Here is a 16,984-nt window from a genome sequence, read left to right on the forward strand (position 1 = left end):
CGGCGGCCGTAACTATAACGGTCCTAAGGTAGCGAAATTCCTTGTCGGGTAAGTTCCGACCCGCACGAAAGGTGTAACGATTTGGGCACTGTCTCAACCAGAGACTCGGTGAAATTATAGTACCTGTGAAGATGCAGGTTACCCGCGACAGGACGGAAAGACCCCGTGGAGCTTTACTGTAGCCTGATATTGAATTTTGGTACAGTTTGTACAGGATAGGCGGGAGCCATTGAAACCGGAGCGCTAGCTTCGGTGGAGGCGCTGGTGGGATACCGCCCTGACTGTATTGAAATTCTAACCTACGGGTCTTATCGACCCGGGAGACAGTGTCAGGTGGGCAGTTTGACTGGGGCGGTCGCCTCCTAAAGTGTAACGGAGGCGCCCAAAGGTTCCCTCAGAATGGTTGGAAATCATTCGTAGAGTGCAAAGGCATAAGGGAGCTTGACTGCGAGACCTACAAGTCGAGCAGGGACGAAAGTCGGGCTTAGTGATCCGGTGGTTCCGCATGGAAGGGCCATCGCTCAACGGATAAAAGCTACCCCGGGGATAACAGGCTTATCTCCCCCAAGAGTCCACATCGACGGGGAGGTTTGGCACCTCGATGTCGGCTCATCGCATCCTGGGGCTGTAGTCGGTCCCAAGGGTTGGGCTGTTCGCCCATTAAAGCGGTACGCGAGCTGGGTTCAGAACGTCGTGAGACAGTTCGGTCCCTATCCGTCGTGGGCGTAGGAAATTTGAGAGGAGCTGTCCTTAGTACGAGAGGACCGGGATGGACGCACCGCTGGTGTACCAGTTGTTCTGCCAAGGGCATAGCTGGGTAGCTATGTGCGGAAGGGATAAGTGCTGAAAGCATCTAAGCATGAAGCCCCCCTCAAGATGAGATTTCCCATAGCGTAAGCTAGTAAGATCCCTGAAAGATGATCAGGTTGATAGGTTCGAGGTGGAAGCATGGTGACATGTGGAGCTGACGAATACTAATAGATCGAGGACTTAACCATATAATATGTAGCAAATGTTATCTAGTTTTGAAGGAATATGCCTTCAATAGTTTGGTGATGATGGCAGAGAGGTCACACCCGTTCCCATACCGAACACGGAAGTTAAGCTCTCTAGCGCCGATGGTAGTTGGGACCTTGTCCCTGTGAGAGTAGGACGTCGCCAAGCAACTAAAACACGAGTCATTTGACTCGTGTTTTTTTGTATTGTTAAAAAGAATGGGAAAGAAGTAATGGTAATACAAACACGTTGCCCAAGAGTTAATCATATTATATAAGAGATGGGTGTATATTTTTCTGGAAATTGTTAAGGATTAGAAGTATAAAATAGGTTCACTTAAATAGGGAGGGAAGGTTATGAAATTACAAAGTGAAGTTTGTATTGTTTGTGAGACAAAAAGAAAAGAAGGTATATATGTTTATAATAATTTAATATGTTATGAATGTGAAAAGGATATGGTGAACACAGAGACAGATGATCCAAAATATATACATTATTTAAAGCAACTTCGAAAATTAGAAGTATCATATTTTTAAATAGGCATATGCCTATTATTTTTTTTGTTCTGTATAATAGATGGAGAATGAATTATAAGGAAGAGATGTAGATGAATCAAAATCATATGCCTTTATATGAGGCGTTAATAGAGTTTAAAGAAAGAGGGTCGTTATCTTTTCATGTTCCAGGTCATAAGAATGGTTTAAACTTCCCTCAGAAGGCAATAAGAGAGTTTAAAGATATTCTATCTATTGATGTAACTGAGTTAGCAGGACTGGATGATTTGCATAGTCCGTTTGAATGTATAGATGAGGCACAACAATTATTGACTGAAGTGTATGATACAAAGAGAAGTTATTTTTTAATTAATGGTTCAACAGTCGGGAACTTAGCAATGATTTTGTCTTGTTGCAGGGAACATGATATTGTTCTTGTACAAAGAAATTGTCATAAATCAATTATTAATGGTTTAAAACTAGCGGGAGCAAATCCCATTTTTTTAGATCCATGGATTGATGAAGCTTATAACGTACCAGTGGGAGTTCGTAATGAAATTATTAAGAAAGCAATTGGAAAATATCCAAATGCGAAAGCACTCATTTTAACGCATCCTAATTATTATGGTATGGGGATGGATTTAGAGGCAAGCATCGCTTTTGCACATGCACATAAAATCCCTGTTTTGGTAGATGAGGCACATGGGGCACATCTTTGTTTGGGAGAACCATTCCCAAAATCAGCGTTAACATATGGTGCAGATATTGTAGTTCATTCTGCACATAAAACATTACCCGCAATGACAATGGGTTCCTATTTACATATAAATGGTCACTTAGTAGACGAAGAGAAGGTTACTACTTATTTAAGTATGCTACAATCGAGTAGTCCATCGTATCCAATTATGGCTTCCTTGGATATAGCACGCTTTACAATGGCGCGTATAAAAGAAGAAGGACATGGTGAAATTGTTGAGTTTTTACGGAGATTTAAGGAACAGTTACGTTCTATTCCACAAATCGCCATTTTAGAATATCCGTTGCAAGACGAGCTAAAGGTTACCGTACAAACTCGTTGTCAGTTATCAGGGTACGAATTACAGTCCGTATTTGAAAATGTCGGTATATATACAGAGATGGCTGATCCGTACAATGTCCTATTTATTTTACCCCTGCAAGTAAATGAGGAGTATATGAAGGTTATAGAGATGATCCGAGTAGCATTGCAACATTATGACGTGAAAGACAAGAGGGAATCTATTCGTTATACTTATAAAGGTGAATTCTCTCCTTTGCCGTATACGTATAAACAACTAGAAGGATATGGAACAAAGATAGTATCTATAGAAGAGGCTGTTGGAATGATAGCGGCGGAAATGGTAATTCCGTATCCACCTGGAATTCCATTGGTTATGTATGGAGAGAGAATTACTTCAGAGCATAAAGAGCAAATTATGTATTTAGAGAGAGCAGGAGCTCGTTTTCAAGGTAATACGAAATATATGAAAGTGTATGATATAGAAAGTAGGTTTTAGGATGAAGGGATTATTTGTAACAATTGAGGGTCCAGAAGGTTCAGGTAAAACAACGTTAATTAAAAGCTTATTACCATATTTTGAACAAAAAGCACAAAAGGTAATGGCGACAAGGGAACCAGGTGGTATTGCAATTTCTGAGGACATTAGGACGATTTTACATAAACAAGAATATACGATGATGGAAGCACGTACAGAAGCGCTTCTTTATGCTGCTGCGCGCAGACAGCATTTAGTAGAAAAAGTTATGCCAGCACTTAATGAGAACTATCTCGTGCTATGTGATCGTTTTATAGATAGTTCTTTAGCATATCAAGGCTATGCAAGAGGGTTGGGTATGGATAAGGTATTTGAAATAAATCGTTTCGCAACAGAGGACTGTATGCCTAGTTTAACAATTTATCTAGACATTGAGCCTGAGGTTGGTTTGGCTCGAATTGAAAAAGATGCAGGACGTGAAGTAAATCGACTAGATATGGAAGATATCTCTTTCCATAAACGTGTGCGCGAAGGGTATTTACAAGTTGTAGAACGTTTCTCGGATCGTATTGTATTGGTAAATGCTGAACAGCCGATGGAAAAACTTATAGAAGAAGTTGTTCAGATTATAGAAGATAAATTGTTATAATAGAAGGAAAGAATGAAATAAGTGAGGTATGCATTATGATGAAGACGTGGGAGCAGCTTTCTGCTATACAACCCATCGGTGTAAAAATGTTGATGAATAGCATTGCAAAAGAGCGTATATCCCACGCTTACTTGTTAGAGGGAGGGAAAGGTACGGGAAAGTTTGCGACAGCAATTCAAATGGCAAAGAGTTTCCTCTGTTCTCAGCGGAATGGAGTAGAGCCCTGCCATGTATGCACAAATTGTAAGCGAATTGATTCAGGTAACCACCCTAACTTACATATTGTAAAACCAGACGGATTATCTATTAAGAAGCAGCAAATTCATGATTTACAAGAAGAGTTTTCAAAAACAGGATTAGAGGCAAATAAAAAATTATATATTATTGAGCACGCAGATCGTATGACAGCAAATGCGGCAAATACACTTTTGAAATTTTTAGAAGAACCAAGTAGTGATACAACCGCTATTTTACTTACTGAACAAAGTCATCAAATTTTAAATACGATTTTATCTCGCTGCCAAGTTGTTACGTTTAGACCGTTACCTACGGAATCTTTAATTAGAAGATTACAGGAAGAAGGTATTACAGCATCTTTATCGACACTTGCTGCTCAACTCACAAATAGTTTTGATGAAGCTTTAGCTTTATGTAGTGATGAATGGTTTGCACAAGCACGAGCTTTAGTGATAAAATTATGTGAAGCGCTCGAAAAAGATAAAACCTCTATTTTTTTTGTACAAGAAAAATGGGGAAAACACTTTGGAGAGAAAGAACAATTACAACAAGGTTTAGATATGTTACTCCTTATTTATAAGGATTTACTATATGTTCAACTTGGAGAAGAAGATCGTCTTGTTTTTCATGAGCAGAAAGAGATGTTTGAATCGTTTTCCTATGCTCAGAAGCGCATTGTATCAGCTCTCTTTAATATATTAGAGGCAAAAAATAGAATCAACGCTAATGTAAATGCGCAGCTTGTGTTCGAACAGTTAGTGTTGCGGTTGCAGGAGGGATGACCGTTTTGTATGATGTAGTAGGTGTTCGCTTTAAGAAGGCCGGAAAGGTATATTACTTTGATCCAAATCAGTTCGATATCTCTGAAAATGAGTTTGTCATTGTAGAAACGGTAAGAGGTATTGAATACGGAAAAGTAGTTATTACCAAAAAGCAAGTTGATGAAAACGACGTTGTATTACCGCTAAAAAAGGTTATTCGTATTGCAAATGAAAATGATCGTACCATTGTTGAAGAGAACAAACATGCTGCAAAAGAAGCATATCAAGTCTGTCAACAAAAGGTAGTAGAGCATAATCTTGATATGAAACTTGTAGATGTAGAGTATACATTCGATCGTAATAAGATTATTTTCTATTTTACTGCGGATGGTCGGATCGATTTCCGCGAACTAGTGAAGGACTTAGCGGCAATTTTTAGAACAAGAATTGAACTAAGACAAATTGGTGTTCGTGATGAAGCGAAGATGCTAGGTGGTATTGGTCCATGTGGTCGTATGCTTTGTTGTTCTACTTTTTTAGGAGATTTTGAACCTGTATCCATCAAAATGGCAAAGGATCAAAATTTATCATTAAATCCTGCAAAAATCTCTGGTTTATGTGGTCGCTTAATGTGTTGCTTAAAATATGAGAATGATGAATATGAGGCAGCAAAGGAACAACTTCCTGATTTAGATCAACGTATACAAACCCCGCATGGTACTGGCCGTGTTATCGGATTAAATATTTTAGAAAGATTAATTCAAGTGGAACTAGTAGACAAGGAACGGATAGTAGAATATACGTTAGATGAGTTAGTGAATAAAGGGGTCGTTTCGAGTCAAACCACAGATTAATGAGGTGGGTGCTTGTGGAGAAAAAAGATATTTTTGAATCGGTTTCTAGTATGGAAGAGCAAATTGGACATTTATACAAACAGTTGGGAGAGTTAAAACAGCATCTTGCAGAGTTGTTGGAAGAAAACCAGCATATAAAAATGGAAAATAACAATTTGCGACACCGTTTTGAAGAAGTGCAGAATAAAGAAAAACAAAAAACTCAAAAGCGTAAAGAAGTGAAGCCGAAGACAGATATTGGTGAAGGCTATGACAATCTAGCGAGACTGTATCAAGAAGGTTTTCATATTTGCAATCTACATTATGGAAGTGTACGTAAAGAGGGAGATTGTTTGTTCTGTCTGTCATTCTTAAATAAAAAGTGAAATTACCTTTCCAATTATAATTGGAAAGGTAATTTTTTATACATGAAATAGGGTAGGTTAAGGGTAAGAAAAGGAGCAGTATATGAATTTATATGAAGATGAACGTTTAGATTACTTATTAGCGCAAGACATGAAGATTATACAAAGCCCATCAGTATTTAATTTTTCTTTAGATGCTGTTTTACTGGCAGATTTTGCATGGGTACCAATTCAAAAGGGGAATTTACTTGATTTGTGTACAGGTAACGCAGTTGTCCCCCTTCTATTAAGTACAAGAACAAAAGGAAAGATTACTGGTGTGGAAATTCAAGAACGCTTATATGATATGGGAGTAAGAAGTGTTCAATATAATGGGCTGGAAGAAAGAATTCACCTCATACATGGAGATTTGAAAGATATGCCAGAGAAACTCGGACGTCATCAATATGATGTTGTTACATGTAATCCACCATATTTTCAAACACCTCAAACTTCAGAGAAAAATATGAATGAACATTTAGCGATAGCTCGTCATGAAATTATGTGTACATTAGAAGATGTTGTATCTGCAAGTAGTCAGTTAGTAAAACAAGGTGGGAAAGTGGCGTTTGTACATCGTCCAGGGCGATTACTCGACATTGTCACATTAATGCGTAAATATAAAATTGAACCAAAGCGTGTGCGATTTGTTTATCCTAAGGTTGGAAAAGAAGCAAATACATTGTTAATTGAAGGAATTAAGGATGGAAATACAGATTTAAAAATTTTACCACCTCTCGTTGTATATGAGAACAATAACGAATATACAAAGGAGATACGTTCAATTTTATATGGAGAAGAATAAGCATTTTTTTTATGTGGTAGAGTGCTCTGATGGAAGTTATTATGCTGGATATACAAACCATATAGAAAAACGAATACAGACTCATAATAGCGGCAAAGGAGCTAAGTATACACGCGTCAGGCTTCCTGTCGTTTTAAAATATGTAGAGACCCATGATGATAAACGTACAGCTATGCAAGCGGAGTATTACTTTAAGCAATTAACGAGAAAACAAAAAGAGGCATATATGCAAAAAGGAGAACGCTATGTGGCAACAAAAAAGCTTTCAACAAAATGAAAAGGGAGTTTTATATTTAGTACCAACTCCTATTGGAAATTTAGAAGATATGACATTTCGTGCAATCCGAATTTTAAAAGAAGTTGATTTAATTGCTGCTGAAGATACGAGACAAACGAAAAAACTTTGTAATTATTTTGAAATTGAAACACCTGTCACGAGTTATCATGAGCACAATAAAGAAGTAAGTGGGAAGAAAATATTAGAGAAATTAGAGGATGGAAAGAATGTAGCACTTGTTAGTGACGCTGGTATGCCGTGTATTTCTGATCCAGGTTACGATATTGTTGTTGAGGCAGTAGCTGAGCAATATCATGTAATTCCGCTTCCTGGAGCAAATGCAGCCCTTACAGCATTAATTGCATCTGGTCTTGAAACAAAGCAGTTTTATTTCTATGGTTTCTTGCAGAGAAATAAAAAGGAACGAAAGATGGAGTTAGAAAAGCTTCGTTATGTACAAACTACAATGATGTTTTATGAAGCGCCTCATCGTTTAGATGATACTTTAATTTCGATGCAGGAAGTGTTGGGAAATAGAGAGATTGTATTATGTCGGGAGTTAACGAAAAAATTTGAGGAATTTATTCGAGGAACAGTCGAAGAAGCAATTGAGTGGACGAAGCAAAATGAGGTACGTGGTGAGTTTTGTATTTTAGTAGCTGGTTCGACAGAAGAACCTGCTCCAGAAGAACAATGGTGGGAATCTCTTTCAGTATATGATCATATTGAACACTATATAAATGAAAAAGGTATGAATTCAAAAGAAGCGATTAAAACAGTCGCTAAAGATCGAGATTTGTCGAAAAGAGATGTATATCAAATCTATCATGTCGATAAAAAATAAGCTTCTCATAATTGAGAAGCTTATTTTGCTGTTTCGATATAATCTTGAAGTTCGTTTAAGATTTGCTCAGCGCCTTCTTTGCTTAAGATGATTTTACCTTCAGCTAAAGAAAGGTTACCGTCAGATACTTCACCAGTTACTTGGCAAGTCATGTTTGGTTTATATTTTTTTAAGATGATTTTCTCGTCATCAACATAGATTTCAAGAGCATCCTTTTCTGCAATACCTAAAGTACGGCGTAATTCGATTGGAATTACTACACGACCTAATTCATCAACTTTACGAACAATACCAGTAGATTTCATAATTTTTTTCCTCCTAAATAAATAGTTTATAAGTTTCGAGTCTATTTTTAGATTCGTCATTTTTCGACAAAATACCCTATGGACATATGATACCAATCATTTACATTTCCGTCAATTCTTAAATTCTATATTTTTTAAAAAGATTTATAGATTTCTTATTTCTTATATATAATAGATTGAGAGGAAATTCCACAATTATTTACATTGTTTTCTGAAAAATTAACAAATTTTAAGTGGAGATTGTATATTTTTTTGGAATATGAGCAATAGATGATAAAGATATCGAGCATTAAGAACCCAAATTCAAAATTAGGTTGGGGTAAAGAAGATAAGTGAGATTCGGGCTGCTCGTAAAAGCCCGATTGATGTGGGCTAATAATCAGTGGGGATGAACAAAAACCCCGCTGATTAAAGTTTCACTTTATATATGAGTTTTTGATATACTGTTTATAAATACATATGAGGTTATTCGGGAGGTCCAAAACAATGACAGAGGAAAATAAGTCCTTTTATATTACTACCCCAATTTATTATCCAAGTGGAAAATTACACATTGGACATGCTTATACGACAGTAGCAGGAGATGCAATGGCACGATATAAGCGTATGCAAGGATACAATGTTCATTATTTAACAGGGACTGATGAGCATGGACAGAAAATCCAAAAAAAAGCAGAAGAATTAAATATTACACCACAAGCATATGTGGATAATATTGTTGCAGGAATTAAAGAACTTTGGGAGAAGATGGATATCTCTTATGATGATTTTATTCGTACAACTGAAGATCGTCATAAAGATGTTGTTGAAAAAATCTTTAAGCAACTAGTAGATCAAGGTGATATTTATCTTGATGAATATGAAGGTTGGTATTCTGTACAAGATGAGACATTCTATACGGAGCATCAATTAGTAGATCCAATTATGGAAGGTGACAAAGTAGTTGGAGGAAAAAGTCCAGATAGTGGTCATGATGTAGAACTTGTTCGTGAAGAATCATATTTCTTTAGAATGGGTAAATATGTCGACAGACTATTAAAATTCTATGAAGATAATCCACATTTCATTCAGCCAGAGTCTCGTAAGAATGAAATGATTAATAACTTCATTAAACCAGGCTTAGAAGATTTAGCAGTTTCTCGTACTTCATTTGACTGGGGAGTTCGTGTTCCAGGTAATCCGAAACACGTTATTTACGTATGGGTTGACGCATTATCTAACTACATTACAGCATTAGGTTATGGAACAGAAAATGAAGAGATGTATAAGAAATTCTGGCCGGCAGATGTGCATTTAGTTGGAAAAGAAATCGTTCGTTTCCATACAATTTATTGGCCAATCATTTTAATGGCATTAGATTTACCTCTTCCTAAAAAAGTCTTTGCTCATGGCTGGATTTTAATGAAGGATGGAAAGATGAGTAAGTCAAAAGGAAACGTAGTAGATCCAGTTACATTGATCGATCGTTACGGATTAGATGCATTACGTTATTACTTACTTCGTGAAGTTCCATTCGGATCTGACGGTGTATTCACACCAGAAGGATTTGTGGAGCGTATTAATTTCGATCTAGCAAATGACTTAGGTAACTTATTAAATCGTACAGTAGCTATGATTGATAAGTACTTTAACGGAGAAATCCCTGCATTTAAAGCGAATGTAACGGAATTTGATGAAACGTTAGTAACGTTTGCAAAAGATACATTGAAAAAAGTAGAAGAGGCAATGGAGAATATGGAGTTCTCTGTAGCGTTAGGATCTATTTGGCAATTGGTTAGTCGTACGAACAAATATATTGATGAAACACAACCATGGGTATTAGCGAAAGATGAGAATGATCGTGAAAAGTTAGCTTCTGTAATGGCTCATTTAGCAGAAGTACTTCGTCAAACAGGTATTATGCTTATGCCATTCTTAACAGTAGCACCAAGCAAGATGTTCGCTCAGCTTGGCCTTACTGATGAGGCTCATAAATCTTGGGAAAGTCTATCTACAATTGGCTGTATTCCAGCTGGAACAAAAGTAGAAAAAGGAAACCCAATTTTCCCTCGCTTAGAAATGGAAGTGGAAGTAGAGTACATTAAGGAACAAATGAAAAGCTCTGCTCCTAAAGTAGAAGAGAAAAAAGAAGAAGAACCGAAGGCAGAAGAAATTACAATTGATGATTTCTTTAAAGTAGAATTACGCGTAGCTGAAGTACTATCTGCTGAACCTGTGAAAAAAGCAGACAAGTTGTTAAAAATTCAACTAGACTTAGGCACAGAAAAGCGTCAAGTTGTTTCTGGAATTGCGAAATTCTATTCGCCAGAGGACCTAAAAGGTAAAAAGGTTATTTGTGTAACAAACTTAAAACCTGTAAAATTACGCGGTGAATTATCGCAAGGTATGATTTTAGCGGGTGAAGAGAATGGCGTATTGTCATTAGCATCAATTGATCAAAATCTACCAAATGGTACAAAAATCAAGTAATTAAGACAAGAAAAGAGATGTTTCACGTGTAACATGTGTGAAGCGTCTTTTTTCTTTTTACACTCTCTATTTTTGCATTAAGATTGTAGTATTGTTATCGTTAAGTTATTAAAGAACTTATTTTTGTAGAATAAACTTGATTTCAATATAAAAGGAGTTATGTATTATGTTGTTTGATACACATTCACATTTGAATGCAGAGCAATTCGAAGAAGATTTGCAAGAAGTTATTGCCCGAATGAAAGAAGCGGGAGTTACTTATACAGTTGTTGTTGGTTTTGATGAAGTAACGATAAAAAAGGCGATGGAATTAGCTGAAGCCTATGATTTTATTTACGCTGCGGTTGGATGGCATCCAGTTGATGCAATTGACATGACAGAAGAACATTTAGCTTGGTTAGAAGAACTTGCTTCTCATCCTAAAGTCGTTGCACTTGGAGAAATGGGTTTAGATTATCACTGGGATAAGTCTCCAAAAGAAATACAGAAAGAAGTATTCCGTAAACAAATTACATTAGCTAAAAAAGTGAAATTGCCGATTATTATACATAACCGCGATGCAACTCAAGATATTGTTGATATTCTAGAAGAAGAGAATGCAGCTGAAGTAGGAGGCATTATGCATTGCTTTAGCGGCAGCGTAGAAGTAGCAGAGCGATGTGTTGATATGAACTTTTTAATTTCGTTAGGCGGACCAGTTACATTTAAAAATGCTAAGAAGCCGAAAGAGGTTGCTACGGAGATTCCATTAGAGAAATTGTTAATAGAGACGGATTGTCCGTATCTAACGCCGCATCCATTTCGAGGGAAACGAAATGAACCGAGTTATGTAAAACTCGTAGCAGAAGAAATTGCGAATTTAAAAGGAATTTCTTATGAGGAAGTAGCAGAAATGACAACCAAAAATGCAAAATTTTTATTTGGTGTTGAATAAAAAAGAATGGGGAAACCTGTTCTTTTTTATTTTGAAAAAACACTAGTAGAAGTGATGAAGAAAATAAATGTGAATGATGAAGTGTTACAATAAGGACAGAGAACAAAGATTTTTCTATTCTATTTTTTAAAATATAAGAATGGGGAAAATAATAATGGAAAAGTCGTCATTTTTTTGTTTTACTAAGTAGAGACGAAACGAGTGTGGAGGCAAGCATGAAAATAAAAGAGATTATCGTTGTAGAAGGTAAAGATGATACAGTTGCGATTAAGCGTGCTGTTGATGCGGATACAATTGAAACGAACGGTTCAGCAATCGGTGATCATGTTATTGAGCAAGTTAAATTAGCGCAACAAAAAAGGGGCGTTATTATTTTCACAGATCCGGATTATCCTGGAGAGCGTATTCGAAAAATTATTTCTGACAAGGTTCCCGGCTGTAAGCATGCCTTTTTACCGAAGGAAGAAGCGCTTGCTAAAAGGAAAAAGGGAGTTGGGATCGAACATGCTTCTAATGAGTCGATCCGCCGTGCTCTAGAGAATATACATGAAGAAATGGAAGTTTATACAAGTGAAATTAGTTGGAGTGATTTAGTCGATGCAGGCTTAGTGGGCGGAGAAATGGCAAAGAGCCGCAGAGAAAGAATGGGTAAGCTATTAAAGATTGGTTATACAAATGCAAAACAGTTACATAAACGATTACAGATGTTTCAAGTTTCAAAGGAATCATTTGGAGAAGCTTATAAGCAAGTAATACAGGAGGAAAAAAAATGAAGGATATCGCAACGCCAAATCGTACAAAAGACATTGTTGAAAAGTATGGATTTTCATTCAAAAAAAGTTTAGGACAAAACTTTTTAATTGATACAAATGTATTAAATCGTATTGTCGATCATGCTGAAATTGGTTCAGAAAGTGGTGCAATTGAAATTGGACCAGGTATCGGTGCATTAACAGAGCAATTAGCGAAGCGTGCTAAAAAAGTAGTGGCTTTTGAAATTGATCAAAGACTATTACCAATTTTAGATGAGACGTTAGCACCATATGGTAACGTTACAGTTATTAATAAAGACGTACTAAAAGCGGATGTACATGAAGTATTTAATGAGCAATTTGAAGAAGGGCAAGATGTAATGGTAGTAGCTAACTTGCCATACTATATTACAACGCCAATTTTATTTAAATTGCTTGAAGAAAAGTTACCAGTTCGTGGATTTGTTGTTATGATGCAAAAAGAAGTTGGAGATCGTTTAGCTGCTAAACCTGGAACGAAAGAGTATGGTTCTTTATCGATTGCCATTCAGTATTATACAGAAGTTGAAACAGTTATGACTGTACCGCGTACAGTGTTTGTACCACAGCCAAATGTTGATTCTGCAATTATTCGCCTTCTAAAGCGTCCGAAACCGGTTGTAGAGGTGACAGATGAAACATTCTTCTTTGAAGTAGTACGAGCAAGTTTCGCACAGCGCCGTAAAACTTTAATGAATAATTTATCAAATAATTTAAATGGTTTCCCGAAAGATAAGGAATTATTGGATCGAATTTTAACAGAAGTAGGAATTGATCCAAAGCGAAGAGGCGAAACGCTATCTATTGAAGAGTTTGCAACATTAAGTAATGCATTGGTTCTTCATAAATTATCATAAGAATATGAAAGGGACAGTTCAACTTGAACTGTCCCTTTTGTCACCTTTCTCCCTCTAAATTCATATTTTAAAAACAGGTAAGATGGCCTAATGAGTTTGGAGGTAGGAGAATGGCTTTACATGTTGGAGAATTAGTGGAACGATATTCTCATAAGAGGGATATTCTTTTTCGTATTATAGAAATAAAAGGCGAGATAGCTATATTGTTTGGAGAGGAAATTAGACTGGTGGCGGATGCGCCACTTGAAGATTTAATTAGTATAGATCAACGAGAACATAAAAAAAGGGTGAAGCGTGAGAAAGAAACAATGGAGCGCACGTATCGTTTGTTTCAACAAGATTATGTGTTAATGAAACAAAGGCATGAACATACTTCAACTGGTGGATACACAAGTGAGGTGAATTATTTTCAAATGCCGGGACGTGTATTGCATATAGATGGAGACCCTTTATATTTGCGCAAGTGCTTAGACTTATATAACAAAATTGGCGTTCCTGTACAAGGTATTCATTGTAAAGAAACGGAGATGCATGAAAAAGTAGTAGACTTAATAGATCACTTTCGCCCAGACATTCTCGTTATTACGGGGCATGATGCATATACAAAATCGAAAGGAGTGAAGGGAGATTTAGCGGCATATAGGCATTCAAGGCATTTTGTACAGGCTGTTCGAGAAGTGCGAAAAAAATATCCATCATTGGATCAACTTGTTATTTTTGCTGGGGCATGTCAATCGCACTTTGAGGCACTAATTCGTGCAGGGGCCAATTTCGCTAGTTCACCATCTAGAATTAATATTCATGCACTAGATCCCGTATATGTAGTTGGTAAAATTAGTTTTACTTCATTTATGGAGAGAGTCAATGTATGGGATGTCGTACGTAATACAATTACTGGTGAAAAGGGACTAGGTGGAATTGAAACGAGAGGGATTTTACGAACGGGATTACCTTTTCAACATTACGAAGAGTAAGCAGGGTACATATGTATCTTGCTTTTTTGTATGGAAGGATTTAAATGAATTTGGATAAAAAGAGGCAAGAACGTACAGACTACGTAATGATACTTTTACAATATAGTATTTCTTCTATCTATTCAAACGCAAGATGATATTAGCTGTGAATCGCGGTTAATAATTAGGATAGATATATAGTGCTTTAAGTGTTCAATCTAAATTACAGCGAGGTGTAGCGAAGTATATGTCAAAACGTTTAGATGAAATTAAAAGCGAATTAGATCACCATCTTGGACAGCGACTTATGTTAAAAGCAAATAGTGGAAGAAGAAAAACTGTGGAGCAATCAGGTGTACTAGCAGAAACATACCGTTCTGTTTTTGTTGTACAATTGGATCAACAAGAAGATGCGTTGCAACGTGTATCTTATAGTTATGCAGATGTTTTAACAGAGACAGTAGAGTTAACATTTTATGGAGACCCTCATAATGAGGTCATTTTATAATCCATATATCATTACATATATTCCCATAAATGAAAAGCTATATTATTTTGCATACTAACTATACCGTAGCAAAATAAGGAGGGACTCTGCATTGAGTAGACGAAGAGGTGTCATGTCAAACCAATTTAAAGAAGAGCTAGCAAAAGAGCTTGGCTTTTATGATGTTGTTCAGAAAGAAGGATGGGGCGGAATTCGTGCGAAAGATGCTGGTAACATGGTGAAACGTGCTATAGAAATTGCAGAACAGCAATTAATGAAACGAAACCAGTAGTTGTAAGATACTTTCTATGCTACGGTAGCCGAGGAGACATTCCTCGGCTTTTTGTACTCTAAAAGGTGCCATCATTTTACATAAGTAGTTTCATTCTGAATGCTTTTCGTTATAATTAGGGAAGTGTCATCGTCTTACTATAAATTTATGGTAAAATAAACGATAAAAGATTGAGTACATAGAGTGGGTGAATAGATTGAAGCTACTAGTGAAAGCACCAGCAAAGATTAATCTGTCGTTAGATGTACTGGGAAAAAGACAAGACGGATATCATGAAGTGAAAATGATTATGACAACCATTGATTTAGCAGATCGTCTAGAACTAACGGAATTAGCAGAAGACCGTATTGAAATTTTATCCCATAATCGGTATGTCCCAGACGACCAACGAAATTTAGCTTATCAGGCAGCGAAATTATTAAAAGAGAAGTTTAATGTAAAAAAAGGTGTATCTATTACTATTGAAAAAACGATTCCAGTAGCAGCTGGATTAGCAGGTGGAAGTAGTGATGCAGCAGCGACATTACGTGGTCTTAATAAATTATGGAATTTAGGGCTTACAATTGATGAGTTAGCAGAGCTTGGCGCAGAAATTGGATCAGATGTATCGTTCTGTGTATACGGCGGCACAGCAATTGCCACTGGAAGAGGAGAGAAAATTGAGCATATAAAGACTCCGCCTTCTTGTTGGGTTATTTTAGCGAAACCACATATAGGTGTATCTACTGCTGATGTGTATGGAAATTTAAAGTTAAATCGAGTTATACATCCAAATGTAGATAAAATGGTTGATGTCATAAATTCTGGAGATTATAAAGGGATTTGTGATACTGTTGGTAACGTTTTAGAAGATGTAACATTTGGAATGCATCCTGAAGTTGCACGTATTAAATCACAGATGAAGCGATTCGGAGCGGATGCTGTATTGATGAGTGGAAGTGGTCCAACTGTATTTGGACTTGTACACCATGATTCTCGAATGCATCGCATTTATAACGGGTTAAAAGGATTTTGTGAACAGGTCTATGCGGTACGTTTATTAGGAGAGCGAGAAACGCTTGAATAAAGACGTATAATACGTTATGATTTGTTTAGAATATTCGTGATTTGAGGTGAGAGTATGAAAATTAGAAGAAGTACAAGATTAGTCGATATGACTTATTACTTGCTACAAAACCCTCGTCAGCTAGTATCTCTCACTTTTTTTGCTGAAAGGTATCAATCGGCTAAGTCTTCCATTAGTGAAGATTTAGTTATTATTAAGCAAACGTTTGAACAACAAGGGGTCGGCACATTGCAAACGATACCAGGAGCAGCAGGAGGAGTGAAATATATACCGTATATAAGTGAAGAAGAGGCAGATCTAATTATTGATGAGCTTTGTGGCTTATTTGAAAATCCAGATCGTATTTTGCCTGGCGGTTACTTATACATGACAGATTTATTGAGTAATCCTCGCCATATTAATGGCGCAGGTCGTTTGTTTGCTTCTGTTTTTGCTAGGCAATCAATTGATGCGGTTATGACGGTGGCAACGAAAGGGATTCCACTTGCTTATGCAGTGGCAAATTACTTAGATGTACCAGTTGTAATTGCAAGGAAAGATAATAAGGTAACAGAAGGTCCGACTGTTAGTATTAACTATGTGTCGGGTTCTTCTAAACGAATTCAAACAATGACATTAGCAAAACGCAGCCTTCCAGAAGGATCGAATGTTTTAATTATTGATGACTTCATGAAAGCTGGTGGAACGATTCAAGGTATGATGAGTATGTTAGAAGAGTTCAAGGCTAATGTTGTTGGTATTGGTGTATTAGTAGAATCCACAGATATTGAAGAACGACTAATTAATAATTTTGTATCATTAATTCGTCTATCGGAAGTTGATGTGAAAGAAAAAACGATTCAAGTGGAAAAAGGGAATTATTCTCTTGCACCATTTGATGAAGGGCTTGTAGAGGCTGAATAAAAGGTAGAGCAGATAGCTCTATCTTTTTTTATTTTATTTATAGATTATAAAATAGATGGACAAACTGCCTTTCGTACACTATTTTTAAAGAGTAAAATAAATAATAAAAGGGT

At 36.6% G+C, this 16,984-nt stretch carries 19 protein-coding genes and 2 rRNA genes (1 of these 21 only partly in view); 20 read left to right on the forward strand and 1 reads right to left on the reverse strand.

Annotated features, from left to right (window positions below):
* From NZ044_RS00165 to rsmI, 11 genes are all read left to right on the forward strand, one after another.
* Positions 1-998, forward strand: a 23S ribosomal RNA gene (locus NZ044_RS00165); it begins 1,924 nt to the left of the window's first position.
* Positions 999-1,048: 50 nt separating this feature from the next.
* Positions 1,049-1,164, forward strand: a 5S ribosomal RNA gene (gene rrf, locus NZ044_RS00170).
* Between the two features lie 188 nt (positions 1,165-1,352).
* A complete protein-coding gene (locus tag NZ044_RS00175) occupies positions 1,353-1,532 on the forward strand; it encodes a sigma factor G inhibitor Gin (protein ID WP_000776279.1) in 180 nt (59 codons plus the stop codon).
* Positions 1,533-1,603: 71 nt separating this feature from the next.
* Complete coding sequence (locus NZ044_RS00180; RefSeq protein WP_001073007.1) at positions 1,604-3,025, forward strand: aminotransferase class I/II-fold pyridoxal phosphate-dependent enzyme; 1,422 nt, start codon at positions 1,604-1,606, stop codon at positions 3,023-3,025.
* 1 nt (position 3,026) lies between these two features.
* A complete protein-coding gene (tmk, locus tag NZ044_RS00185; RefSeq protein WP_086402846.1) occupies positions 3,027-3,653 on the forward strand; it encodes a dTMP kinase in 627 nt (208 codons plus the stop codon).
* A gap of 35 nt (positions 3,654-3,688) precedes the next feature.
* On the forward strand, positions 3,689-4,672 hold the full coding sequence (gene holB, locus NZ044_RS00190; protein WP_000978578.1) for a DNA polymerase III subunit delta': 984 nt from the start codon (positions 3,689-3,691) through the stop codon (positions 4,670-4,672).
* 5 nt (positions 4,673-4,677) lie between these two features.
* A complete protein-coding gene (locus tag NZ044_RS00195; protein WP_000272429.1) occupies positions 4,678-5,505 on the forward strand; it encodes a PSP1 domain-containing protein in 828 nt (275 codons plus the stop codon).
* 14 nt (positions 5,506-5,519) lie between these two features.
* Complete coding sequence (gene yabA / locus NZ044_RS00200; RefSeq protein ID WP_000412063.1) at positions 5,520-5,870, forward strand: DNA replication initiation control protein YabA; 351 nt, start codon at positions 5,520-5,522, stop codon at positions 5,868-5,870.
* Between the two features lie 82 nt (positions 5,871-5,952).
* Entirely contained in the window at positions 5,953-6,693 is a 741-nt protein-coding gene (locus NZ044_RS00205; protein WP_340949404.1) for a tRNA1(Val) (adenine(37)-N6)-methyltransferase, read from the forward strand.
* The gene (locus NZ044_RS00210; protein ID WP_000414350.1) at positions 6,680-6,970 is read left to right on the forward strand and encodes a GIY-YIG nuclease family protein; all 291 of its coding nucleotides are present in this window, start codon (positions 6,680-6,682) and stop codon (positions 6,968-6,970) included. The genes NZ044_RS00205 and NZ044_RS00210 overlap by 14 nt, the downstream gene beginning before the upstream one ends.
* Positions 6,939-7,814, forward strand: coding sequence for a 16S rRNA (cytidine(1402)-2'-O)-methyltransferase (gene rsmI, locus NZ044_RS00215; protein WP_000267816.1), 876 nt, complete (start codon positions 6,939-6,941; stop codon positions 7,812-7,814). Before NZ044_RS00210 ends, rsmI begins: the two co-directional genes overlap by 32 nt.
* 20 nt (positions 7,815-7,834) lie before the next feature.
* On the opposite strand, the gene NZ044_RS00220 is transcribed toward rsmI, so the two are convergent.
* Entirely contained in the window at positions 7,835-8,119 is a 285-nt protein-coding gene (locus NZ044_RS00220) for an AbrB/MazE/SpoVT family DNA-binding domain-containing protein (RefSeq protein WP_000843036.1), read from the reverse strand.
* A 486-nt stretch (positions 8,120-8,605) separates the two neighbouring features.
* Here NZ044_RS00220 and metG point away from each other — a divergent pair, with 486 nt between their 5' ends.
* From metG to purR, 9 genes are all read left to right on the forward strand, one after another.
* The gene (metG, locus tag NZ044_RS00225) at positions 8,606-10,588 is read left to right on the forward strand and encodes a methionine--tRNA ligase (RefSeq protein ID WP_000134138.1); all 1,983 of its coding nucleotides are present in this window, start codon (positions 8,606-8,608) and stop codon (positions 10,586-10,588) included.
* 166 nt (positions 10,589-10,754) lie between these two features.
* Positions 10,755-11,522 (forward strand): TatD family hydrolase, encoded by a 768-nt coding sequence (locus NZ044_RS00230; RefSeq protein WP_000895845.1) that lies wholly within the window; start codon positions 10,755-10,757, stop codon positions 11,520-11,522.
* Positions 11,523-11,737: 215 nt separating this feature from the next.
* Complete coding sequence (gene rnmV / locus NZ044_RS00235; RefSeq protein WP_000692842.1) at positions 11,738-12,295, forward strand: ribonuclease M5; 558 nt, start codon at positions 11,738-11,740, stop codon at positions 12,293-12,295.
* A complete protein-coding gene (rsmA, locus tag NZ044_RS00240) occupies positions 12,292-13,170 on the forward strand; it encodes a 16S rRNA (adenine(1518)-N(6)/adenine(1519)-N(6))-dimethyltransferase RsmA (protein ID WP_000651548.1) in 879 nt (292 codons plus the stop codon). The genes rnmV and rsmA overlap by 4 nt, the downstream gene beginning before the upstream one ends.
* Before the next feature lie 110 nt (positions 13,171-13,280).
* On the forward strand, positions 13,281-14,144 hold the full coding sequence (gene yabG, locus NZ044_RS00245; RefSeq protein WP_001173734.1) for a sporulation peptidase YabG: 864 nt from the start codon (positions 13,281-13,283) through the stop codon (positions 14,142-14,144).
* 226 nt (positions 14,145-14,370) lie between these two features.
* Positions 14,371-14,631 (forward strand): biofilm formation stimulator Veg, encoded by a 261-nt coding sequence (veg, locus tag NZ044_RS00250; RefSeq protein WP_000044347.1) that lies wholly within the window; start codon positions 14,371-14,373, stop codon positions 14,629-14,631.
* 91 nt (positions 14,632-14,722) lie between these two features.
* Complete coding sequence (gene sspF / locus NZ044_RS00255) at positions 14,723-14,902, forward strand: acid-soluble spore protein SspF (RefSeq protein ID WP_002094215.1); 180 nt, start codon at positions 14,723-14,725, stop codon at positions 14,900-14,902.
* 196 nt (positions 14,903-15,098) lie between these two features.
* Positions 15,099-15,968 (forward strand): 4-(cytidine 5'-diphospho)-2-C-methyl-D-erythritol kinase, encoded by an 870-nt coding sequence (gene ispE, locus NZ044_RS00260; RefSeq protein WP_140153231.1) that lies wholly within the window; start codon positions 15,099-15,101, stop codon positions 15,966-15,968.
* A 54-nt stretch (positions 15,969-16,022) separates the two neighbouring features.
* Positions 16,023-16,871 carry a pur operon repressor gene (purR, locus tag NZ044_RS00265; protein WP_000702467.1) on the forward strand — a complete coding sequence of 283 codons (849 nt, stop codon included), beginning with the start codon at positions 16,023-16,025 and terminating at the stop codon, positions 16,869-16,871.
* Positions 16,872-16,984 lie beyond the last annotated feature (113 nt).

The sequence above is a fragment of the Bacillus sp. FSL K6-1338 genome (assembly GCF_038006965.1).
GTDB lineage: Bacteria > Bacillota > Bacilli > Bacillales > Bacillaceae_G > Bacillus_A > Bacillus_A thuringiensis_S.